The sequence below is a fragment of the Bradyrhizobium sp. USDA 3650 genome (assembly GCF_054057395.1).
Genome location: NZ_JBSRZG010000001.1, coordinates 7,945,362 through 7,964,834, shown reverse-complemented (window position 1 = coordinate 7,964,834; position 19,473 = coordinate 7,945,362). Strand labels below are relative to the sequence as shown.

The 19,473-nt window shown below is 64.2% G+C and carries 21 protein-coding genes and 1 pseudogene; 10 read left to right on the top strand and 12 right to left on the bottom strand.

Going from position 1 to position 19,473, the window contains the following annotated elements:
- Positions 1-33 precede the first annotated feature (33 nt).
- From ACVIN2_RS37655 to ACVIN2_RS37645, 3 genes are all read right to left on the bottom strand, one after another.
- Positions 34-423: a Zn-ribbon domain-containing OB-fold protein gene (locus ACVIN2_RS37655; protein ID WP_007611535.1), complete on the bottom strand. Its 390-nt coding sequence runs from the start codon at positions 421-423 to the stop codon at positions 34-36.
- Positions 423-1,580 carry a thiolase domain-containing protein gene (locus tag ACVIN2_RS37650; protein WP_456769467.1) on the bottom strand — a complete coding sequence of 386 codons (1,158 nt, stop codon included), beginning with the start codon at positions 1,578-1,580 and terminating at the stop codon, positions 423-425. Before ACVIN2_RS37650 ends, ACVIN2_RS37655 begins: the two co-directional genes overlap by 1 nt.
- Before the next feature lie 393 nt (positions 1,581-1,973).
- Positions 1,974-5,465: an indolepyruvate ferredoxin oxidoreductase family protein gene (locus ACVIN2_RS37645; RefSeq protein WP_456769466.1), complete on the bottom strand. Its 3,492-nt coding sequence runs from the start codon at positions 5,463-5,465 to the stop codon at positions 1,974-1,976.
- Positions 5,466-5,746: 281 nt separating this feature from the next.
- On the opposite strand from ACVIN2_RS37645, the gene ACVIN2_RS37640 reads away from it, so the two are divergent.
- The gene (locus tag ACVIN2_RS37640) at positions 5,747-6,973 is read left to right on the top strand and encodes a c-type cytochrome (RefSeq protein ID WP_456769465.1); all 1,227 of its coding nucleotides are present in this window, start codon (positions 5,747-5,749) and stop codon (positions 6,971-6,973) included.
- 182 nt (positions 6,974-7,155) lie between these two features.
- On the opposite strand, the gene ACVIN2_RS37635 is transcribed toward ACVIN2_RS37640, so the two are convergent.
- Positions 7,156-7,800: a trimeric intracellular cation channel family protein gene (locus tag ACVIN2_RS37635; RefSeq protein ID WP_456769464.1), complete on the bottom strand. Its 645-nt coding sequence runs from the start codon at positions 7,798-7,800 to the stop codon at positions 7,156-7,158.
- A 164-nt stretch (positions 7,801-7,964) separates the two neighbouring features.
- On the opposite strand from ACVIN2_RS37635, the gene ACVIN2_RS37630 reads away from it, so the two are divergent.
- Positions 7,965-8,357: a hypothetical protein gene (locus ACVIN2_RS37630; protein ID WP_456769463.1), complete on the top strand. Its 393-nt coding sequence runs from the start codon at positions 7,965-7,967 to the stop codon at positions 8,355-8,357.
- A 57-nt stretch (positions 8,358-8,414) separates the two neighbouring features.
- Here the strand turns inward: ACVIN2_RS37630 and ACVIN2_RS37625 are convergent, their stop codons facing one another.
- Genes ACVIN2_RS37625 through ACVIN2_RS37615 form a run of 3 tightly spaced genes read right to left on the bottom strand, consistent with a single transcriptional unit; the run spans position 8,415 to position 9,971 of the window.
- Positions 8,415-9,224, bottom strand: coding sequence for an isocitrate lyase/PEP mutase family protein (locus tag ACVIN2_RS37625; RefSeq protein ID WP_456769462.1), 810 nt, complete (start codon positions 9,222-9,224; stop codon positions 8,415-8,417).
- Between the two features lie 51 nt (positions 9,225-9,275).
- The gene (locus ACVIN2_RS37620; protein WP_456769461.1) at positions 9,276-9,626 is read right to left on the bottom strand and encodes an antibiotic biosynthesis monooxygenase family protein; all 351 of its coding nucleotides are present in this window, start codon (positions 9,624-9,626) and stop codon (positions 9,276-9,278) included.
- A 36-nt stretch (positions 9,627-9,662) separates the two neighbouring features.
- The gene (locus tag ACVIN2_RS37615; protein WP_456769460.1) at positions 9,663-9,971 is read right to left on the bottom strand and encodes an NIPSNAP family protein; all 309 of its coding nucleotides are present in this window, start codon (positions 9,969-9,971) and stop codon (positions 9,663-9,665) included.
- Between the two features lie 148 nt (positions 9,972-10,119).
- On the opposite strand from ACVIN2_RS37615, the gene ACVIN2_RS37610 reads away from it, so the two are divergent.
- From ACVIN2_RS37610 to ACVIN2_RS37600, 3 genes are all read left to right on the top strand, one after another.
- On the top strand, positions 10,120-10,818 hold the full coding sequence (locus ACVIN2_RS37610; protein ID WP_456769459.1) for a metalloregulator ArsR/SmtB family transcription factor: 699 nt from the start codon (positions 10,120-10,122) through the stop codon (positions 10,816-10,818).
- Positions 10,819-10,902: 84 nt separating this feature from the next.
- On the top strand, positions 10,903-11,913 hold the full coding sequence (locus tag ACVIN2_RS37605; RefSeq protein ID WP_456769458.1) for an alpha/beta fold hydrolase: 1,011 nt from the start codon (positions 10,903-10,905) through the stop codon (positions 11,911-11,913).
- 205 nt (positions 11,914-12,118) lie between these two features.
- Positions 12,119-12,370, top strand: a complete 252-nt coding sequence (locus ACVIN2_RS37600; protein ID WP_007603074.1) for a GCG_CRPN prefix-to-repeats domain-containing protein — start codon at positions 12,119-12,121, stop codon at positions 12,368-12,370.
- Between the two features lie 146 nt (positions 12,371-12,516).
- Here the strand turns inward: ACVIN2_RS37600 and ACVIN2_RS37595 are convergent, their stop codons facing one another.
- Together ACVIN2_RS37595 and ACVIN2_RS37590 are read right to left on the bottom strand one after the other, a co-directional pair.
- Entirely contained in the window at positions 12,517-12,795 is a 279-nt protein-coding gene (locus ACVIN2_RS37595) for a twin-arginine translocation signal domain-containing protein (RefSeq protein WP_456769457.1), read from the bottom strand.
- Between the two features lie 138 nt (positions 12,796-12,933).
- Positions 12,934-13,248 carry a hypothetical protein gene (locus ACVIN2_RS37590; protein WP_456769456.1) on the bottom strand — a complete coding sequence of 105 codons (315 nt, stop codon included), beginning with the start codon at positions 13,246-13,248 and terminating at the stop codon, positions 12,934-12,936.
- A 131-nt stretch (positions 13,249-13,379) separates the two neighbouring features.
- Here ACVIN2_RS37590 and ACVIN2_RS37585 point away from each other — a divergent pair, with 131 nt between their 5' ends.
- Together ACVIN2_RS37585 and ACVIN2_RS37580 are read left to right on the top strand one after the other, a co-directional pair.
- Positions 13,380-14,027, top strand: a complete 648-nt coding sequence (locus tag ACVIN2_RS37585; protein ID WP_456769455.1) for a glutathione S-transferase family protein — start codon at positions 13,380-13,382, stop codon at positions 14,025-14,027.
- A 96-nt stretch (positions 14,028-14,123) separates the two neighbouring features.
- Positions 14,124-14,276: a hypothetical protein gene (locus ACVIN2_RS37580; RefSeq protein WP_018456483.1), complete on the top strand. Its 153-nt coding sequence runs from the start codon at positions 14,124-14,126 to the stop codon at positions 14,274-14,276.
- Positions 14,277-14,286: 10 nt separating this feature from the next.
- On the opposite strand, the gene ACVIN2_RS37575 is transcribed toward ACVIN2_RS37580, so the two are convergent.
- Both ACVIN2_RS37575 and ACVIN2_RS37570 read right to left on the bottom strand, forming a co-directional pair.
- Entirely contained in the window at positions 14,287-14,634 is a 348-nt protein-coding gene (locus ACVIN2_RS37575; protein WP_456769454.1) for a hypothetical protein, read from the bottom strand.
- Between the two features lie 121 nt (positions 14,635-14,755).
- Positions 14,756-16,288: an acyl-CoA carboxylase subunit beta gene (locus ACVIN2_RS37570; RefSeq protein ID WP_456769453.1), complete on the bottom strand. Its 1,533-nt coding sequence runs from the start codon at positions 16,286-16,288 to the stop codon at positions 14,756-14,758.
- Positions 16,289-16,436: 148 nt separating this feature from the next.
- Here ACVIN2_RS37570 and ACVIN2_RS37565 point away from each other — a divergent pair.
- The 3 genes and pseudogenes from ACVIN2_RS37565 (at position 16,437) to ACVIN2_RS37555 (ending at position 18,651) form a co-directional block, all read left to right on the top strand.
- Positions 16,437-16,842, top strand: a pseudogene (locus tag ACVIN2_RS37565) (DUF4260 domain-containing protein).
- Between the two features lie 140 nt (positions 16,843-16,982).
- On the top strand, positions 16,983-17,576 hold the full coding sequence (locus tag ACVIN2_RS37560) for a hypothetical protein (RefSeq protein ID WP_456769452.1): 594 nt from the start codon (positions 16,983-16,985) through the stop codon (positions 17,574-17,576).
- A 79-nt stretch (positions 17,577-17,655) separates the two neighbouring features.
- The gene (locus ACVIN2_RS37555) at positions 17,656-18,651 is read left to right on the top strand and encodes a dienelactone hydrolase family protein (RefSeq protein WP_456769451.1); all 996 of its coding nucleotides are present in this window, start codon (positions 17,656-17,658) and stop codon (positions 18,649-18,651) included.
- A 108-nt stretch (positions 18,652-18,759) separates the two neighbouring features.
- On the opposite strand, the gene ACVIN2_RS37550 is transcribed toward ACVIN2_RS37555, so the two are convergent.
- On the bottom strand, positions 18,760-19,416 hold the full coding sequence (locus tag ACVIN2_RS37550; RefSeq protein ID WP_456769450.1) for a carboxymuconolactone decarboxylase family protein: 657 nt from the start codon (positions 19,414-19,416) through the stop codon (positions 18,760-18,762).
- Positions 19,417-19,473 lie beyond the last annotated feature (57 nt).

The window sequence follows — 19,473 nt, the reverse complement described above, 5'->3', positions numbered from 1 at the left end:
ACAAGGGGGGAAGGGAAGAACTCGCCGTGCCCACTAAGCCGGCGTAAAAAACGGCAGCGGCGCGCCATCGGTTGGCTTGAACACCACTTTCACCTTCTGGCCGATCTTCAACGTCGTCAAATCGCAATCGACGAAATTGGTCTGCAGCGACGGCCCCTCCTTCAGCGTGACGTAGCCGATCGCGTAGGGGCCGGTCGGCGACTTCCGCATCAAGCTGTACGTGTAGATCGTGCCCTCGCCCGAAGACTCCTCCCACACCGTCTTGTCGGAGTAGCAGAACGGGCAGATCGCGCGCGGGAAGTAATGCGCCTCGCCGCAGGCGGTGCAGCGCTTGATCATGAACTTGCCCTGCTTGGCCGCGTCCCAGAACGCGGCCGTCTCAGGGTTGGTCACCGGGGCCGGATATTTCTTCGCTTCGCTCATCACACGCGCTCCAGAATCGCAGTCGAAGCGGCGTGGCGAACACCCAAAAGCCCGCCGGTGCCGTGGGCGATGGCGAGATCGCAGTTTTGCACCTGCACCTTCGGATGCGCCTCGCCGCGCAGTTGCCGCACGGCTTCGAGGATCTTGGTCATGCCGCCGCGGTTGACGGGATGGTTGCTGCAGAGACCACCGCCATCGGTGTTGAACGGCAGCTTGCCGACGCCCGAGATCAGATTGCCGTCGGCGACGAACTTGCCGCCCTCGCCCTTCTTGCAGAAGCCGAGGTCCTCGAGCTGCATCAGGACGGTGATGGTGAAGCTGTCGTAGATCGAGGCGTATTTGATGTCCTTCGGCGTGATGCCGGCTTCCTCGAACGCACGCGGGCCGGACCAGATGCCGGCGGAGTATGTGAGGTCGAGGTCCTTGCCGCCGCGCGGACCCTTCATCGCCTCGCCGTGGCCGATCAGTCTGACCAGCGGCTTGTTCAGGCTCCTGGCGATCTCGGGCGTGGTCACGATCAGCGCACCGCCGCCGTCGGAGACGACGCAGCAATCCATGCGGTGCAAGGGATCGGAGATCATCGGGGAGTTCAGGACGTCCTCGACGGTAACGACGTCCTTGAGCATCGCATGCGGATTGTATTGCGCGTGGTGCGAGGCCGCGACCTTGATCCAGGCGAGCTGCTCGCTGGTGGTGCCATAGTCGTGCATGTGGCGCATGGCACACATGCCGTAGGCATTGTGCGTGGTCGCACCGTAAGCCGTCTCGAAATCGGCCTCGGCGCCGGCCGCGCGCGGCGGCATCGTCCCGGTGCGCGGCTTGCCGGCCAGCGTGATCAGCGCGATCGAGCACTTGCCCGCGGCGATGGCTTCGGCGGCATGGCCGAGATGGATGATGTAGGAGCAGCCGCCGGTCTCGGTGGAATCGACATGGCGGAGTTTCTTGGTGTTGAGGCCCAGATAATCGACCATCGGCCAGGCGCCGCCCGGAGCGTCGCCCGCGCAGAAATAGCCGTCGACATCGTCCTTGCTGAGCCCGGCATCCTCGATCGCGCCCTTGGCGACCTCGGCATGGAGCTGCGCGGTGGATTTGTCCGGCGCGTGCCGGGTCGGGTGTTCGTAGATCCCGGCAATGTAGGCCTTGCCCTTGATGGTCAAATAAGGTCTCCGCTGGCGTTTCTCACTTCCGGTTTTTTCTGAACCGCTGCCGCCCTGTTGGCAAGCGCGGAAATATTCCGCCGGGCGAGAGGGCAGCGGGTTCGCGCAAATCGCCGAGGTGCGGTGGGAGTGCCTCTGCTTCCGGAATCGTCATTGCGAGCGCAGCGAAGCAATCCAAGAATCTTTCCGCGGACGCATTTCTGGATTGCTTCGCTGCGCTCGCAATGACCGGGGCGACGGGCAGAACCCTAAAGGTGTTTTGCCCGACGGCACAAGCGGTTTCGTTTTATCGAAAAACCCTTTTCTGCGAAAACAACCCCATGCACAGTAGACCGATGGTTGATTTCAAACAGGAATTTGGTGGGTGGATTAGCGAACCCCACCCAACAAATTCTACTCCGCCGCGATCTGCCTTGGTGCCGGCGGCGGGTTGGCCAGATCGGCGGCGAACTGGGCGTAGCGGGCCTTGGCGTCCGCGACGGCCTTCTCCTTCACCGGGCCGTAGCCGCGGATGCGATCGGGCAACGACAGCAGCTCCACCGCGGTGTCGATCGTGAGCGGCGACAGCAGGCCGAGCACGGTGGCGACGTCCTTCTCGTAGCCGGCGATCAGATCGCGTTCGAGCTTGCGGTCGGCGCTGCGACCGAAGATATCGAGCGGCGTACCGCGCAGGAATTTGAATTTTGCCAGCACGCGAAATACCGGAAGCATCCACGGGCCGAACGCGCGCTTCTTCGGGCGGCCGAGCGCATCAACGCCCCTGCTGAGGATCGGCGGTGCCAGGTTGAAGTTGAACTTGAACTCGCCCTCGAACTGATCGCGGAGCTGCTTTTCGAACCCGCCGTCGGTGTAAAGGCGCGCAACCTCGTATTCGTCCTTGTAGGCCAGCAGTTTTGCGTAGTTGACCGCAACGGCGCGCGTCAGCGCCTCGTCATAGCCGCCCTGCCTGGCGGCGTCGCTGACCTGGTCCACCAGCTTCCGGTAGCGCTTGGCCAGCCGGCCGTTCTGATAGGCCGTAAGATGCTTGGCGCGGTGCTCGATGAGTTCGTCGAGCGTCATCGCCTCCAGCGTCTTCGGTGCGACGACCTCGTCGGTCCCCTTCAGCATGTCTACCAGGCGCTGGGGGTCGGCGACCGCGAGCCGGCCGAGACGGAAGGCTTCCTTGTTCATCTTGATCGAGACGCCGTTGACCTCGATCGCCTGCTCGATCGACTCCGCCGACAACGGCAAGAGGCCCTTCTGATAGGCGTAGCCCATCATCATCATGTTGGTTGCGATGCTGTCGCCGAGCAGCTGCTCGGCCGGCTTGGTGAAGTCGAAGAACACCGAGTCCTTGTGCAGCGCGGTTTCCAGCAACCCGTTCAGCTTGCGGGTCTGGAAGTTGAAATCGCGGTTGAGAACGAAGTCGGCGGTGGGAATGACGTGGCTGTTGATGATGCCGTGGGTGCGGCTGCTGTCGCAGAGCGAGATGGTGTCCTTGGCAACCGCGACCACCTCATCGGCTGCGAGCACCACATCGGCCGTGCCGGTGACGATGCGCGAGCATGTCACCTCCGCCGGATGGTCGGACAGGCGGACGTGGCTCAGCACCGCCCCACCCTTTTGCGCCAGGCCCGACATGTCGAGGATCATCGAGGCCTTGCCTTCGATATGGGCGGCCATGCCGAGCAGCGCGCCGATGGTCAGCACGCCGGTGCCGCCGACGCCGCCGACGGCGATGTTGTAGGGCTTGTCCAAATTGGGGCGCGACGCCGGTTCGGGCAGCGCGCCAATATCGCCGACGCCGGCCGGCGCGCGCTTGCGCATCTTGCCGCCGTCCACGGTGACGAAGGACGGGCAAAAGCCTTTGACGCAGGAATAATCCTTGTTGCAGGTCGACTGGTTGATGGCCCGCTTGCGGCCGAACTCGGTCTCCAGCGGCTCGACCGAAATGCAGTTCGATTGCACCGAGCAATCGCCGCAGCCTTCACACACCGCGGGATTGATGAGCACACGGCGCGCCGGATCCTCCATCGTGCCACGCTTGCGGCGGCGGCGCTTCTCGGCGGCGCAAGTCTGCACGAACACGATCGCGGACGCGCCCTTGACCTTGCGCAGCGTTTTCTGGACCGCGTCGAGCTCGTCACGATGCGCTGTCTTGACGCCGGGCGCGATCTCGTTCGCGGGATAGGCGTCGGGATTTTCGGAGACCAGATAGATCTCGCGGATGCCTTCGCTGTGGAGCTGGAAGGTGATCTGCTGCGGCGACAATTCGCCGTCGACATGCTGACCGCCGGTCATCGCGGTCGCGTCGTTATAGAGGATCTTGTAGGTGATGTTGGCGCCGGAGGCGATCGCCTGGCGGATCGCGAGGCTGCCGGAGTGGAAATACGTGCCGTCGCCGAGATTGGCGAACACGTGCTCTTCCTTGGTGAAGGGGGCAACGCCGACCCACGGCACCCCCTCGCCGCCCATGTGGGTGAAGGTCTCGGTGGAGCGGTCCATCCACAGCGCCATGAAGTGGCAACCGATGCCGGCAAAGGCGCGACTGCCTTCGGGCACCTTGGTCGATGTGTTGTGCGGGCAGCCGGAGCAGAAATACGGGGTGCGGGCGACAGGCGCGGTCGCCTGCATTTGCGACGCCTGGCGACCGTTGAACCAATCGGCCTTGGCGCGCAGCATCGTTGCAATTTCGGGATTGAGATCAAGTCGAAGCAGGCGCTCGGTGAGCGAACTGGCCAGCGAGGCGACGCTGAGCTCTTCGGCAAAGGGGAGGAAGCGCTTGTCGTGGTCGTCCATCTTGCCGATGATCCGGGGACGGACATCGTCGCGCCAATTGAACAGCTCCTGCTTCACCTGATTTTCGACGATCTCGCGGCGCTCTTCGATGATGAAGATTTCCTCGAGGCCCACGGCGAACTGCCTGACGCCTTCCGGCTCCAGAGGCCAGGGCATGCCGATCTTGTACAATCGAAGTCCGATCTTGGCGGCGACCTCGGGCGTGATACCAAGCTCGCGCAGCGCCTGACGGATATCCTCGTAGCTCTTGCCGGACGCCATGATGCCATAGCGGGCATTCGGCGAGTCCATGGTGATCCGATTGACCTTGTTGGCGCGCGCAAAGGCGATCGCGGCAAAGCCCTTGTAGTCCTGCAAGCGGCGGTCCTGGGCGAAGCGGTCGTCGGGCCAGCGCAGATTGAGGCCGCCTTCGGGCATCTCGAAATCGGTCGGGATCACGAACGGCGTCATCTCGTCGGTGAGGTCGATCTCGGCGGTGGTCTCCACGGTCTCGGTGATCACCTTCATGCCGACCCAGCAGCCCGAGTAGCGCGACATCGCGATACCGAGAAGGCCCATCTCGATCATTTCGTGGACGCTCGAGGGGTAGAGATAGGGCATCAGCGCCGACATGAAGGCGTGGTCGGACTGATGCGGGACCGTCGAGGATTTTGCGCCGTGGTCGTCGCCGGCGAGACACAAGACGCCGCCGTTTTTGGCGGAGCCGGCGGCATTGCCGTGGCGGAAGACGTCGCCGCAGCGATCGACGCCGGGGCCCTTGCCGTACCAGATGCCGACCACGCCGTCATACTTGGCGCCGGGCGAGAGGTTGAGCTGCTGCGAGCCCCAGACCGCGGTCGCGGCCAGGTCCTCGTTCACGCCGGGCTGGAACTTGATATTGTACTGCTCGAGATGTTTTCGCGCGGCGAACAACTGCTGGTCGTAGCCGCCGAGCGGCGAGCCGCGATAGCCGGAGATGAAGCCGGCGGTGTTCAACCCCGCCGCACGGTCGCGCCGGATCTGGGCCATCGGCAGCCGGACCAGGGCCTGAATGCCCGTCGTGAAAATATGTCCGGTGTCCTGGGTGTATTTCTGATCGAGACTGATCGGACCCTGGTTGATGCCCATTATGTCCTCTTCCGCCCTTTTTGAGCGCTTGGCTGCTTAAGCCGTTGCCTGCCCGTTGTTTTTAGCTAGGGCGCGCCGACCATTTCCGCCACTCTATGTCGGATATTTCACGCTCCGCATCACAATTCTGGACCAAAGCCAGCGCCGGGTAAAAATCGCAATTTCGTGGCTGCATTGGCATCCGCGATTTTCATTTTGTGTCACCATACCCCCGCCGTCGCGCAACGAATTGACGCCTGGTCATGCGGGACGGCGTCGATGGGTCGCAGGAGAGGCTTTCGATGCGGACGATTCTGGCTGGCCTGGCTCTCGTGGGTCTGGCGTTGTGCAGTGCGGTTGCGAACGCGGCCGTCGCTGCCGAGCCGTCGCCGGAGCTGATCGCCACCGGCAGGTCGCTGGTGGAGGCCGGCGACTGTGGCGGCTGCCACACCGCCGATCCCGCCAAACCGTTCGCGGGCGGAAAGCGTATCGACACGCCGTTCGGCGCGATCTACGCGCCGAACCTGACGCCGGACCGCGACACCGGCATCGGCGCCTGGACCGATGCCGACTTCACCCGCGCCGTGCGCACCGGCGTCGCGCCCGACGGCTCCAATTATTACCCGGCGTTTCCCTATCCCTACTTCACGCGAATGACGAAGGACGACACGCTGGCGATCCGGGCTTATCTCGGAACGCTCGCGGCCGTCACGAGCCGCAACAAGCCGCCGGAACTGCGCTGGCCCTTTAGCTATCGCGGCCTGATGCGGATCTGGAACATGGTGTATTTCAAGCCCGGCCTGTTCGAGCCGGACCAGAGCCAGAGCGCGGCGTGGAATCGGGGCGGTTACCTCGTCACCGGGCTCGGTCATTGCGGCGCCTGCCATACGCCGAAGAACTACTTTGGCGCGGACAAGCAGGCGCAGGCCCTCGCGGGCAACGAGGTCGGCGGCTGGTACGCGCCACGGCTCGATGGCGCCACTCGCACCGGGCTGAAATCGTGGAGCGTCGAGGACGTCACGGAATATCTTCAGAGCGGACGCAACGCCAGGAGCCATGCCAGCGGGCTGATGGCGGAGGTCGTCGTCAACTCGACCTCGAAGATGAGCGATGCCGACGTGCGCGCGATCGCAGTTTACCTGAAGAACCTGCCGCCGGCGCGGCGTGAGACGATCGTGACGCCGCCTGACGATGCCGAGATGAAGGCTGGCCAGGCCGTCTACGCCAAGCTCTGTATCGCCTGCCATGAGGCCGACGGCACAGGTGCACCGCGCATCTATCCGCCGCTGCCGGCCAACGCGCTGCTGCAATCGGTCAATCCGTCCTCGACCTTGCGCATCATCCTCGACGGCGCCCACACCATGACGACGCCGCGCGCGCCCAACACCGGCGAGATGCCGGCCTATTCCAACCAGCTCTCCGACCAAGAGGTCGCGGCGGTGACGAACTACATCCGCAATTCCTGGGGCAATGCCGCGCCGCTGGTGACGCCGGCGCAGGTGGCAAGGGCGCGGAAGCAGGCGCCGTAAAGAACGAACCTAGCGCCGCGGCGACGGTACGCTCCCTCGCTCCGTTCTTACGGGGAGAGGGTTGGGGTGAGGGGCTGCTTCGGCGAAAATCGTGAGAGTTGGACTCGCGGAGAGCCCCCCTCACCCGCCACGCTTCGCGCGTCGACCTCTCCCCGCAAGCGGGGCGAGGTAAGAAAGAAGATCTACCGCTCCTCCTCTTCCGTGAAGACGAATTTCGGCATCTCCCATTTGTAGCGCACCGCGAGAAGACGGAAGCTGATGCCGAGGACGAACGTCAAAATGGTCCAGAGCTCGGCGTTCAGCTTGAGGCCAAAGGCGGTCGCATAGAACAGTCCCGTCATTACCGAGACGCTGGCGTAGAGTTCGGAGCGGAACAGCAGCGGCACGTCGTTGCAGAGCACGTCGCGCAACACGCCGCCGGCGCAACCGGTCACCATGCCGGAGACGATGACGATCGGCAGCGTGGCATCCATCTGCCAGGCGATGTCGCAGCCGGTCATGGTGAAGACGACGAGGCCGATGGCGTCGAGCACGATGAAGGCCAGTTTCAGCCGATGCACCAGCCGCGCCATCAGAATGGTGAGGAAGGCGGCGCCCCCGGCCATTGCGAGGTAGATGGGGTTTTGCACCCAGGCCAGCGGATAGTGCCCCAGGAAGAGATCGCGCAAGGTGCCGCCGCCGAGCGCCGTGATGCAGCCGAGGAAGCAGACGCCGAGCCAATCCATGCTGCGGCGACCGGCAGCGAGCGCCGCGGTCATGCCTTGCGCCGCGACTGCGACCAGCGACAACAGATGCAGCACGCTGTCGCTCGGCGGCAAGCTCCACATCGCTTTGTTCCCTTCCGTCAGCGGAGCTTACGCTTCAGGTTCCCCAGCGAACAGGTTCCCGATTCCCGCCGCGGGCGCAACATACGACGAAAGCAGTAAGGAGGGCGGAACAGAAGCTCTCATCTATGGGTTGTCCAGCCGCAATAATCGAGGAGAACCAATCGATGGCTGACGACCGTTTTACCAACGATCCGTACCGCCCGAATCTCGCCGATGATGAGTATCGTAATGCGGCGCGACGGGATGCCCAGCTTCAGGTCGACCCTGAGCTTGGCGAAGGCCCCGCCTCCAGCGGCAAAGTAGCCCTGTTCGCAGTGGCCATTGCCTTGGTGCTGGGTGCCGTATTCTACGGCCTGAACAACACCGGCACCAGCAACCAGGCCAGCACTACGCCGGCGACGCAGACCGCGCAGCAGGCACCGGCTACCAATCCGGCCGCACCTCCCGGCATGCGCGACGTGACGCCGCGCACCAACACCGGACCGGGCGTGACCACGGGCGCCGCGCCGAGCAAGCCGGCACCGGACACGCCGGCACCTGCTGACGGCGCGAAGTAACGAATTGCAACAATATGCGACAGCGGCGGGACTCCCATCCCGCCGCTTTCGTTTGTCTTAGCTGAACATCTTGTTGAGCTCGCCGCCGGGATAGCCGCTTGCGAGTTCCGCGAAGGTGCCCTTCTCCGCCATTTCCTTCGCGGCCCGCATGAAGCCGCCCCAGGCGGCGCGAGCGAGTGAACCGCCGACGCTGATCCGGCGCACGCCGAGATCGGCAGCTTCCTGCAATGACAGCCCGGAACCGCCGATCAACAGGTTGAACGGTTTGGGTGCGACAGCCTTCACCACCGCGGCGATGTCCTCGCGGCTCTTCAGGCCCGGCGCGTAAAGGCAATCGGCGCCGGCATCGGCGTAAGCGGCGAGCCGGTCGATGACGAGCTTGAGGTCGGTCACGCCCCACAGATAGGCCTCGCAGCGGCCGACCAAGAGCACGCCGCTATCGCCGATCGCCTTGCGCGACGCCTGGATGCGCTCGACTGCGAGCGCGCGCTCGTAGATCGGCTTGTCCTTGTCGCCGGTGGAATCCTCGATCGACAGGCCCGCAACGCCGGTGCGCACACAGCGCTCGACGTTGTCCGCGACCTTGTCCGGCTCGACCGCAAAGCCGCCCTCGAAATCCGCGTTCACGGGGATGTCGACGGACGTGCTCAATGCCGCCAGATGCTGACAGACGTCCTCGACGGTGACGTGGTTGTCGGCTTTGCCGATGGTCCAGGCAAAGCCCGCACTCGACGACGCGAGTGCCTTGAAACCGAGATGCTGCAACGCTTTCGCGCTGCCGACGTCGACCGGATTGGGCAGGATGAAGCAGCCGCTCTCGTGCAGCTTCCTGAAGGTCGCGCGCTTGTCAGCAGTTGTCACGTGCATGTTTCTCTCCCTTGTTGGCCGCGCAGAGATGGGGACGTGCCGCCGCGCGCGCTAGTGCGCGTCGTGCACCGCGCGGCTGTCCTTTGGCGCCTGCTCGCGATCATTCATGCTGTAGTCGCGGATGACGCTGGCGATACGCAAGTGATAATCGGCGAAGATTTTTGCGCGGCCCTTGGCCTGGGTGCGGCGGTGCTCCATCGTGTTGCGCCAGGCTTGCACGGCCAACTCGTCCCGCCAGAACGACAGCGACAAGATCTTGCCCTTGTCGGTCAGGCTCTCGAAACGCTCGACCGAGATGAAGCCGTCGATGGTTTGCAGGATCGGCTTGAGGTCGGCCGCGAGGTCGAAATAATCCTGGCGGTGTTCCGGCTTCGGCCAGACCTCGAAGATCACGGCGATCATGGGCATCTCTCCTGTCGTTGATGGCTACGATACCACTTACAAAACCACTTGGCGCAGAAACGTGCGCTCTTCCGCGAGGATGAATTTGTGCTCCTCGGCGAAGTGGAAGTTCGCCATGCCTTCCGTATCCTGACGCAGCCGGGCGCGATAGGCCTCATACGCAGCCAGACTCTCGAAGGTGATCAACGCAAACGCGATATTGTTGGTGCCCTCGTGCGGCATGAAATAGCCGATCAGATCGCCGCCGCATTTCGGGATGATGGTGAGCCAGCGCTTTGAATACTCCTCGAACTGCGCGCGCTTGAAGGGATCGAGCTGGTAGCGGATGAAGACGGTGATGGGCATGATGGGCTCCTGATTTATCGTTGCGAAACGCGTGAGCGACACCGCCGCCGCTAAAGCACTGGATTGCTTCGCTTCGCTCGCAATGACGTGTTTACGGGAGACACGGTACGCGCTTGCCCCACCGCGATGCTTCGGCTACCATCGAAGCATGAAATCAGGTCCTGACATCGCCATGATCGCCTCGCTCGTCGGCGATCCCGCACGCGCCAACATGCTCACGGCGCTGATGAACGGCCGCGCGCTCACCGCAAGCGAGCTGGCGCAGGAGGCCGGCATCACACCGCAGACCGCGAGCTCGCATCTTTCCAAGCTCGAGGCCGGTGGCCTGATCGAGCCGGAGAAGCAGGGCCGCCACCGCTACTACCGCCTCACCGACGACGATGTCGCCGGGGTGCTGGAGGGCCTTGCGGGCCTCGCCGCGCGGACCGGCCATATGCGCGTGCGCACCGGGCCGAAGGATCCCGCGCTGCGGCGTGCCCGGATCTGCTACGACCATCTCGCCGGTGATCTCGGCGTGCAGATGCTCGACACCCTGCGCGCGCAAAACCTGATCAGGCAGAAGAAGCAGGAAATCGAGCTGACGGCCGAGGGCGAGCGCTTCCTGGCCAAGCATTTGCAGATCTCGCCCGACATGCTCGCCCATCCGCGCCGGCCGGTCTGCAAGGCCTGCCTCGACTGGAGCGAGCGGCGCCACCATCTCGCCGGCACGCTGGGCGCTGCGATGATGCAGCGTTTCGCCGAGCTGAAATGGGCCGCCCGCGACGCCACGCCCGGCAGCCGCGTGGTGAATTTCACCCGCACCGGCGAGAAGCAGTTCGCCGCGTTGTTCGGTGACGGGCGGGACTAAACACAACTCCGTGTGAACGACGTCTCTCGCTTGACCCGGCCGTCCACGCGTTTATGGCCACGGTTGTCACACACAGAGACCCCCATGATCCGCCTCCTCCCGACCGTGCTCGCCGCCGTCCTCATCGCCTCTCCGCTCACCTCCACGCGCGCCGCCGACGCCGCCCCGCGCGAGCCTTACGGCATCGCACTCGAAGGCTTTGCCTATCCCTATCCCGTGCACCTGCTGCCTCTGACCAATGACGGCGAGCAGCTCAGCATGGCCTACATGGACGTGCCGCCTGCGCAGCCGAACGGCCGCACCGTGGTGCTGCTGCACGGGCGCAACTTCCCGTCGAGCTACTGGGCGCCTGTTATCAAGATGCTGAGCGAGGCCGGCTTCCGCGTCGTGGTGCCGGACCAGATCGGCTTCGGCAAATCCTCCAAGCCGATCGGCGAATTGCATTTCGACAATCTGGCGCGCAACACCATCGCTCTGCTCGATCACCTCAAGATCGACAAGGCCGAGATCGTCGCCCATTCGCTCGGCGGCATGCTGGGCGTCCGCATCGCCCGCACCTTTCCCGACCGCGTCGCCCACCTTGTTCTGACGGCCCCGATCGGGCTGGAAGACTACCGCCTCTATGTGCCGCCGACGCCCACCGAGAGGATCATCGAGACCGAGGACAAGCTCACGGCCGATGGCTATCGCAAGCAGCTCCAGACCAATTACGCCATCAAGCTGCCGCCGGACGCGATCACGCCGTTCATCGACGCCCGCTTCAACATCAAGGGCAGCCCTGATTATTCGCGCTGGCTGCGCGCCTTCGTCAGTTCCGGCCAGATGATCTATCGCGAGCCGGTGGCGCACGAGATCGCACTGATCACCGAGCCGACGCTGTTCATCATGGGCGCCGACGACCACAACGCGCCGGGCCGGCCGAACGCACCGGAGGCGCTGCGCGCGAAAATGGGGCAGAACGCCGAGCTCGCGAAAGCACTGGCCGCAAAGATGCCGAATGCGCACGCCGAGGTGATCCCGGACACCGGCCATCTCGTCTTCCTGGAGGCGCCTGAGAAGTACAAGGAGCTGGTCCTGGGCTTTCTCGGCCGCTAGCGACATTGCTGTCGCTCCGAGCCGCGTGCGGGGAATGTTCATGCCGCATTCAGGTCATGATTGGCAGATTTGGCTGGCGTCGTGTCGGCAGGTTGCGATTTTAACGTGTCGAATCGTGTCTTTTGATTCATGGTGCGCCGAAAGCGCCAAGCCCTCCTAGAACCCGCCCCAAAGCCTACCCCCCAAGGACAAGAAGGAAGATCAAATGAAATACCTGTTCGCCGCCGTGATGCTCGCCAGCGCGGTCGTTGGTTTCAGCGAGGCGGCCAGCGCCGCCGGCGGTTGCGGTCCCGGCTGGTATCGCGGCGCCTATGGCGGCTGCCGCCCGATGCGCGGTCCGGTCGTTGTCCGCCCGGGTCCGATCGTGGTTGCGCCGGCCCCTGTCGTGGTCGTGCCGCGCGCGCGCGTGTGCCCCTACGGCTTCCGCTGGTACGCCGGCCGCTGCCGCCCGTTCTGATCTCGTTTTTCGCATAGCGAAATGGCCGCGCGGCGAAAGCCTGCGCGGCCATTTTCTTTTGAGCGCCTGACGTCGCACCGGGATGTTTCGAATCAGAACGGGGACCGTGATCGCGGTCCCCGTTTGAGCCTCGCTTAGCGCGACGCTTACCAATGGCGGCGGTGCCAGCGCCGGCGATGCCAGCCCCAGTGACGGCGGCGCCAACCCCAATGACGGTGATGGCCGTGCCAGTGCACCTGCTCCGGCTTCAACTGCGCGGCTTCATCGCTGCTCGTGACTGCGGGATGAGCGTCGGGATTGCCTTGCGGCTTCCTGGGATCACCGAGCGGCTGCGGCGCCAGCGGCGCGGCCTGTGCGGCGGTCGTGAACGCGGCAGCTCCGGCCGCGACACCGATTGCAAATTTCAAAAAGTTCCGGCGCTCCATGACTTCTTTCCTCTTGGATGGTCGTGCCAGTGATGCAGAGGCGAGTGTCGCGGTGACGATATGAACCGAAGCTGAATCGCGCGTTCAGCTTCGTTGCGCAGGTGACAGGAGAATTCGCAGCGCAGTAAGCCCGGTGCTCTATTTCCCGAACTCCTGCGCCAGCACCAGCAACTCGCGCGTGCGCGTCACGTCGGGCCAATCGCGCTTGAAATCCGCCACCAGCTGCGTCAGCGCATCGCCCTTCAGCATGGCGTGCAGCGCAGCCTCGCTCTCGAACTGATACATCGCCTGATGCAGTGACGGATCGTCGAGGCTCCAGAACCGCCAGGCCTTAGCCGCACCGAACGCCTTCATCGCGTCGGGCAGATGTTCCGTCTCGTACCACCTGTCGAAGGCGGCGCGCCTGCCGGCATCGGTGACGATGGCGCGGACGACGAAGAAGGCTGACGGCATCGGATTTCCTCCTGTTGTTTGGGGGTGAGACTAGCCGGTGACGTCGCGGACAACAAAAAAGAGTGGCACTGGTGTCGGAATGTGCGCCCTTCGCTCGTCCTTTGCTTCGAACCAGGACACGGAGACAGCAAATGGCCGACCTCACCCTGACCACTTTCAATTGGGTTCCCGAACCACCGCGAGGCTGGGTGCGCGATCTTCGCGTGCGCTGGGCCCTGGAAGAAGCCGCCTTGCCCTATCGCGTCGCCAGCGTGCCGTTTGACGATCGCGGCGCTGCGCATCTCGCGCACCAGCCGTTCGGCCAGGTGCCATGGCTGACCGACGGCGACATCTCCATCTTCGAGACCGGCGCGATCCTGCTGCATCTTGGCGACCGCAGCGCGAAGCTGATGCCCAAAGACCCGCGCGGCCGCGCCGAGACGACGAAATGGGTATTCGCGGCGCTCAATTCGGTGGAGATGGCCAGCCTGCCTTGGGGAATGTCGAAGTTCATGGGACATCCGACCGACACGGCGGCCTGGAAATTCGTGGACGACTTCCTCAAGCTTCGGCTCAAGCATCTCGAGCCGGTGCTGGCGGCGCGCGAGTGGCTCACGGGCTCCTTCTCCGTCGCCGACATCCTGATGGCCGACGTGCTGCGCCTCGTCGATCATTTTGACGGTCTCACGGAGCATCCGGCCTGCCGCGCCTACGTCGCGCGCGCCACCGCCCGCCCGGCCTTCGCCAAGGCCCACGCCGACCAGATGGCGCATTTCGCTGCGGCGGACGCGGCCCGCTGACGCCGCGCCCGCGTGAGGTGTGACGTGCCTCACATAATGAATCCGGCGATGGCCGTAGGGTCACGGCCATCAAATCAACCCTGCGGAAGGTGACACATGGCCCGCATCGCATATCTCAGAGACCAGCTTGCCCGCGCCGAACGGCTGGCAAAAGCGATCCTCGACCGGCAAACCGCGGAGCAGCTTCAGGCGTTCGCAGCCGAATGCCGCGAGGAGCTGCAGGTGCTGTCGCGCAGGGCTGCGGCGTAAGGCTGCTCGGTTACACGAGCTTCATCGGCGTATCGGCGACCACACGAAGGTCGATGCGGCTGATCATTTGAGACCGAAGCGCCTCCGCATCACCGATCGCGCTCTCCGTCTGTCGCAGCGTGCTGACGTTCGAACCGAGCGAGACGATCCCGCCGAGCACCAGAGCGATCGATCCGAGCGCGGCGGTCTGGCCCATCCCGAGCAAGCCGAGGATCGTGATCAGCAACAGCGCAGCCCCGCCGCCGATCGCGAGCTTGGATGCCAGGATGTACTTCCGACATCGCTCGGCGATCTCGGCCAAAGCCTCGATACGCGCTTCGATGTCTGAAATCTCGTCAGTCGGATCGCTGTCGGTCATTCGATTTGGATCGAGGATGCCAAGTCAGAAACAGAATCTGTAGCCCGCATGAGCGAAGTGACATGCGGGAGTTGGATGGAAAACCCGGATGTCGCTACGCTCATCCGGGCTACAAGTCCGCTTACAACGGCAAATTGTCGTGCTTCTTCGCCGGTGTTTCCACCTTCTTGTCCTTGAGCATCGACAGCGCCCGCGCGATCCGCTTCCGCGTCGAGTGCGGCATGATGACGTCGTCGATGTAGCCGCGCTCGGCGGCGATGAAGGGGGAAAGGAAACGGTCTTCGTATTCCTTGGTGCGGGCGGCGATCTTGTCGGGGTCGCCGATGTCGGCGCGGAAGATGATCTCGACCGCGCCCTTGGCGCCCATCACCGCGATCTGGGCGGTCGGCCATGCGTAGTTCATGTCGGCGCCGATCTCCTTGGAGGCCATGACGTCGAAGGCGCCGCCATAGGCCTTGCGGGTGATGATGGTGACCAGCGGCACGGTGCACTGCGAGTACGCAAACAGCAGCTTGGCGCCGTGCTTGATCAGCCCGCCATATTCCTGCGCGGTGCCCGGCAGGAAGCCCGGCACGTCGACGAAGGTGACGATCGGGATGTTGAAGGCATCGCAGAAACGCACGAAGCGCGCCGCCTTGCGCGAAGCGTCAGAGTCGAGCACGCCGGCGAGCACCATCGGCTGGTTGGCGACGAAGCCGACGGTGCGGCCCGCGATGCGGCCGAAGCCGGTGACGATGTTCTTGGCAAAAGCGTCCGCGATCTCGAAGAAGTCGCCCTCGTCCACGACCTTCAGGATCAGCTCCTTCATGTCATAAGGCTTGTTCGGATTGTCGGGGATCAGTGTGTCCAAGGACATGTCGACGCGGCCGATATCATCGAAGCTCGGCCATTCCGGCACACCGTCGGTGTTGTTGGACGGCAGGAAGTCGATCAGGCGCCGCATCTGCAACAGCGTCTCGACGTCGTTCTCGAAGGCGCCGTCGGCGATCGAGGAGCGCGTGGCATGCACCGAGGCGCCGCCGAGCTCTTCGGCCGTGACGACCTCGTTGGTGACGGTCTTCACCACGTCGGGGCCGGTGACGAACATGTAGCTGGTGTTCTTCACCATGAAGATGAAGTCGGTCATCGCAGGCGAATAGACGTCGCCGCCGGCGCAGGGGCCCATGATCACCGAGATCTGCGGGATCACGCCCGAGGCGAGCACGTTGCGGCGGAACACGTAGGAATAGCCGGCGAGCGCTGCGACGCCTTCCTGGATGCGGGCACCACCCGCGTCATAGAGGCCGATGATGGGCGCCCGCGCCTTCATCGCCATGTCCTGAAGCTTTGTGATCTTCAGCGCGTGTGTTTCCGACAGCGAGCCGCCGAACACGGTGAAGTCCTTGGCAAAGACAAACGTCTTGCGGCCGTTGACGGTGCCCCAGCCGGTGACGACGCCGTCGCCGGGCACCTTGTTCTTCTCCATGCTGAATTCGGTGGAGCGGTGCTCGACGAACATGTCGAATTCCTCGAACGATCCCTTGTCGAGCAAGAGCTCGATGCGTTCACGTGCGGTCAGCTTGCCGCGAGCGTGCTGCGCCTCGATGCGCTTCTCCCCGCCGCCGAGCTTTGCGCCGGCGCGACGGTCTTCAAGGGCGTCCAGGATATTCTTCATTTGCTCCCGCCAGTTCCTAGCCTAAATGCGATTGCCGGGGTTCTAACACGGCATTTTGCGGGCCGGGAAGCGGCTTTCCGCGCCGCAGGGCTGCCTTGCCGCAGCGGGAAAGCGCAAGGAATTTCAAAGTTTTGCCTGGGAGACGAGCATGACCGAAGGAACGGCCGAGACCGGCGCTGCGACCGGCGGCGTCAACATCCTGCTGCGGCTGGAGGGCCTGACCCTGTTTGTGGGGATGGTGATGCTCTACTGGACCTGGGACGGCTCGTGGCGTGGTCTTTGCTCTGCTGTTCCTCGTCCCTGATCTGAGCTTCCTGGCATACCTGTCGGACGCAAAACTCGGCGCCATGGTCTACAACGCCGCCCACAGCTACATGGCGCCGGTCGCGCTGCTGACGCTCGGCTTCGGCCTCGCCTCGCCGCTCACCCTGTCCATCGCCTTGATCTGGCTCGCCCATATCGGCGTCGACCGGGCGCTGGGCTATGGCTTGAAATATTCGGCCGGGTTCGGCTTCACCCATCTCGGCCGGATCGGCCGGCAGAAGGATACCTGACGCAGTTGCAAATCTGGCCCTGCCCGGTTGACCGGGCGCGGCGATTCAGGCTTGCTCCAAGCTTGCGATCAGGCGCCGAATGTTGCGTGAGCTCAGTCGGTACGGCGGCGGTCATCATTTCCGGCTGCAAGCATCACCCCATGTCCGCGACGGTCGTTCCCCTGCCGCCGAACTCGTCGTCCGAAACCACCGACTTCCTGCGGCGCATGGCCAGCATGGTGTCGGGGCGGAACGGCGAAATGCTGCTGCGCGCCGCCGCGCTGATCGAGTCGCTGGCGCAACGGGCGATGTCGGCGGAACGCCTCTATCACCGGGAGCACGAAGAGAACACGCGCAACAGCGAGCTGCGCGAGGCCGGTGAGATGGCGTCCGACGCCATGGTCAAGCAAATTGACGCGCTGCGCAGCCAGCTTGCCGAGGTCACCGCGGCCGCGGCGGCCGAGCGCGCGGCGTTCGATGCCGAGCGCGGCAAGCTGCTCGGCCTGATGCAGCACGCCGAGAGCCATATCGGCCAGCTCACAAGCGAGCTGGAGACGCTGCACGCCTCGGTCGACAGCTTCAACGAGACCGCCATCTCCGTGCCGATCGAGGTGCTGCGGCTGGCGCGCACCCAGTTCGATTTCCTCTCGGCCGGCTTTGCCCGCAAGGGCGACGTGATTTCGCAGGCGATGAGCGAGATTGGCGGTTTTGCGATCGACCAGGCGCTGACGGTGAAGAAGGCCGATCCCGCCTGAGGCGAACCGCCGGCTTGCGTCAATTTGACAGCGCGCAGGCCTGTTGTTCTACTCACTGAAAATCACGGGGGAGGATCCGATGCCGACGGCATTCCGCGTCGCCATGGCGCTCTGCATTTCAACGCTGTTCGTCGGCATTTGCGCCAACGCGCAATCGCTTCCCAGGGAAGTCGCTACCCGCGCCGAGATCTACCCGATCCCCTCGCTCACCCTCTCCGACCAGCAATTCCTCAGCGGCGACGCCGCGGCCGGAAAGCCGGTGACGGTCGCCGGCGAACTCCGCGTGGCGCAAGGCAGCGGAAAACTCCCCGTCGTGGTGCTGATGCACGGCTCGAGCGGCGTCGGCGCCACCACCGAAGCCTGGGTGCACGCGTTCAACGCCATGGGCATCTCGACCTTCGTGATCGACGGCTTTACCGGCCGCGGGCTGACGGTGGTGGGGCCGAACCAGGCCCTGCTCGGCCGGCTCAACCTCGTCATCGACATCTACCGTTCGCTGGAGATCCTCGCGAAACATCCCCGCGTCGATCCTGATCGTATCGTGCTGATGGGCTTTTCACGCGGCGGACAGGCGACGCTCTATGCGAGTCTCGACCGCTTCCACAAGCTTTGGAACAAGTCCGGCATCCAGTTCGCCGCCTACATTCCCTTCTACCCCGACTGCTCGACGACCTATCAGAACGACACGGACATCGCCGCGCGCCCGATCCGCATCTTCCACGGCACGCCCGACGACTACAATCCCGTCAAGAGCTGCAAGGCTTTCGTCGAGCGACTCAAGACGGCCGGCCGCGACGTGGTGCTGACCGAATACCCCGACAGCGCGCACGGTTTTGACAGTGGGCTACTCGGCGTCAGTACCGTCGCCGTGTCCACGGGTTCGCAGACCGTGCGCAACTGCCAGATCCGCGAAGGCGACGGCGGCGTGCTGATGAACGCCGATACGAAAGCGCCGTTCACCTACCAGGATGCCTGCGTCGAGCTCAATCCGCATGTCGGCGGCAATCCAACGACAGCCGCCCAGTCGCGCAAGGCCGTGGAGGAGTTTTTGCAAGTGTTGTTCAAGCTGGCTTAGGCCAGCGCGACATACTCCGTCATTGCGAGCGCAGCGAAGCAATCCAGAATCTTTCGGCCGAGGCAGTCTGGATTGCGTCGTCGCAAGGGCTCCTCGCAATGACGGAGGCTACGGCTCGCCCGGCTTGAACGGCTCCTGCTTGTCCGGCGGCACGGTCTCCTCCGCCATTGCCAGCAGCATCGCGACCATCACGTAATTGCCGGCGACCGCGGTGAGGTCCACGATCTGCTGATCGTTGAACACCTTCTTCGCGCGCGCATAGGTTTCGTCGCCGACCTTCCTGGTCGTGGTGAGCTCGGTGACGAAGTCGTACACGACGGCCTCGTCCTCGGCCATGTTCGCAGGCCGCTTATTGGCCTTCAGCTCCGCGATGATGTCGGGCGACAGGCCCGCCTTCGCCGCCAGCGGCGCATGGGCGTACCACTCGACCTGCGAGCGCCATTGCCGCCCGATGATCAGGATCGCAAACTCGTTGAGTTTTGTCGGGACCGAAGTTTCCCAGCGCAGATAGTGGAACAGGTCGAACAGGCGCTGGCCGAGCACCGGGCTGCGGATCATCGGATTGTAGGGACCGCCGATGCCGACGCTCGAGACCTTCATGATCTGCTCGCCGAGCGGTTTCTGCTTGGCGTCGAGCTGGTCCATGGTGAGCTGCGGAAAGCGCGGCTCCTTGCTGGTGGCGGGGCCGGCAAACATCGTGGCGGCGAGCCAGCCGCCTGCGGCGGCGAGCGTCAACGACGACAGCCAGAGTGGCGTTGAGTTCATGTTGTCCCTCCGGTTTTTCTTGACCGGAGGATGCTAGTCGAGCAACGCCAGCGTGAT

Coding starts and splice junctions, on each gene's coding strand:
- ACVIN2_RS37655 (WP_007611535.1), bottom strand. CDS start 423: ATGAGCGAAGCGAAGAAATATCCGGCCCCGGTGACCAACCCTGAGACG.
- ACVIN2_RS37645 (WP_456769466.1), bottom strand. CDS start 5,465: ATGGGCATCAACCAGGGTCCGATCAGTCTCGATCAGAAATACACCCAG.
- ACVIN2_RS37640 (WP_456769465.1), top strand. CDS start 5,747: ATGCGGACGATTCTGGCTGGCCTGGCTCTCGTGGGTCTGGCGTTGTGC.
- ACVIN2_RS37635 (WP_456769464.1), bottom strand. CDS start 7,800: ATGTGGAGCTTGCCGCCGAGCGACAGCGTGCTGCATCTGTTGTCGCTG.
- ACVIN2_RS37630 (WP_456769463.1), top strand. CDS start 7,965: ATGGCTGACGACCGTTTTACCAACGATCCGTACCGCCCGAATCTCGCC.
- ACVIN2_RS37625 (WP_456769462.1), bottom strand. CDS start 9,224: ATGCACGTGACAACTGCTGACAAGCGCGCGACCTTCAGGAAGCTGCAC.
- ACVIN2_RS37620 (WP_456769461.1), bottom strand. CDS start 9,626: ATGATCGCCGTGATCTTCGAGGTCTGGCCGAAGCCGGAACACCGCCAG.
- ACVIN2_RS37615 (WP_456769460.1), bottom strand. CDS start 9,971: ATGCCCATCACCGTCTTCATCCGCTACCAGCTCGATCCCTTCAAGCGC.
- ACVIN2_RS37610 (WP_456769459.1), top strand. CDS start 10,120: ATGAAATCAGGTCCTGACATCGCCATGATCGCCTCGCTCGTCGGCGAT.
- ACVIN2_RS37605 (WP_456769458.1), top strand. CDS start 10,903: ATGATCCGCCTCCTCCCGACCGTGCTCGCCGCCGTCCTCATCGCCTCT.
- ACVIN2_RS37600 (WP_007603074.1), top strand. CDS start 12,119: ATGAAATACCTGTTCGCCGCCGTGATGCTCGCCAGCGCGGTCGTTGGT.
- ACVIN2_RS37595 (WP_456769457.1), bottom strand. CDS start 12,795: ATGGAGCGCCGGAACTTTTTGAAATTTGCAATCGGTGTCGCGGCCGGA.
- ACVIN2_RS37590 (WP_456769456.1), bottom strand. CDS start 13,248: ATGCCGTCAGCCTTCTTCGTCGTCCGCGCCATCGTCACCGATGCCGGC.
- ACVIN2_RS37585 (WP_456769455.1), top strand. CDS start 13,380: ATGGCCGACCTCACCCTGACCACTTTCAATTGGGTTCCCGAACCACCG.
- ACVIN2_RS37580 (WP_018456483.1), top strand. CDS start 14,124: ATGGCCCGCATCGCATATCTCAGAGACCAGCTTGCCCGCGCCGAACGG.
- ACVIN2_RS37575 (WP_456769454.1), bottom strand. CDS start 14,634: ATGACCGACAGCGATCCGACTGACGAGATTTCAGACATCGAAGCGCGT.
- ACVIN2_RS37570 (WP_456769453.1), bottom strand. CDS start 16,288: ATGAAGAATATCCTGGACGCCCTTGAAGACCGTCGCGCCGGCGCAAAG.
- ACVIN2_RS37560 (WP_456769452.1), top strand. CDS start 16,983: ATGTCCGCGACGGTCGTTCCCCTGCCGCCGAACTCGTCGTCCGAAACC.
- ACVIN2_RS37555 (WP_456769451.1), top strand. CDS start 17,656: ATGCCGACGGCATTCCGCGTCGCCATGGCGCTCTGCATTTCAACGCTG.
- ACVIN2_RS37550 (WP_456769450.1), bottom strand. CDS start 19,416: ATGAACTCAACGCCACTCTGGCTGTCGTCGTTGACGCTCGCCGCCGCA.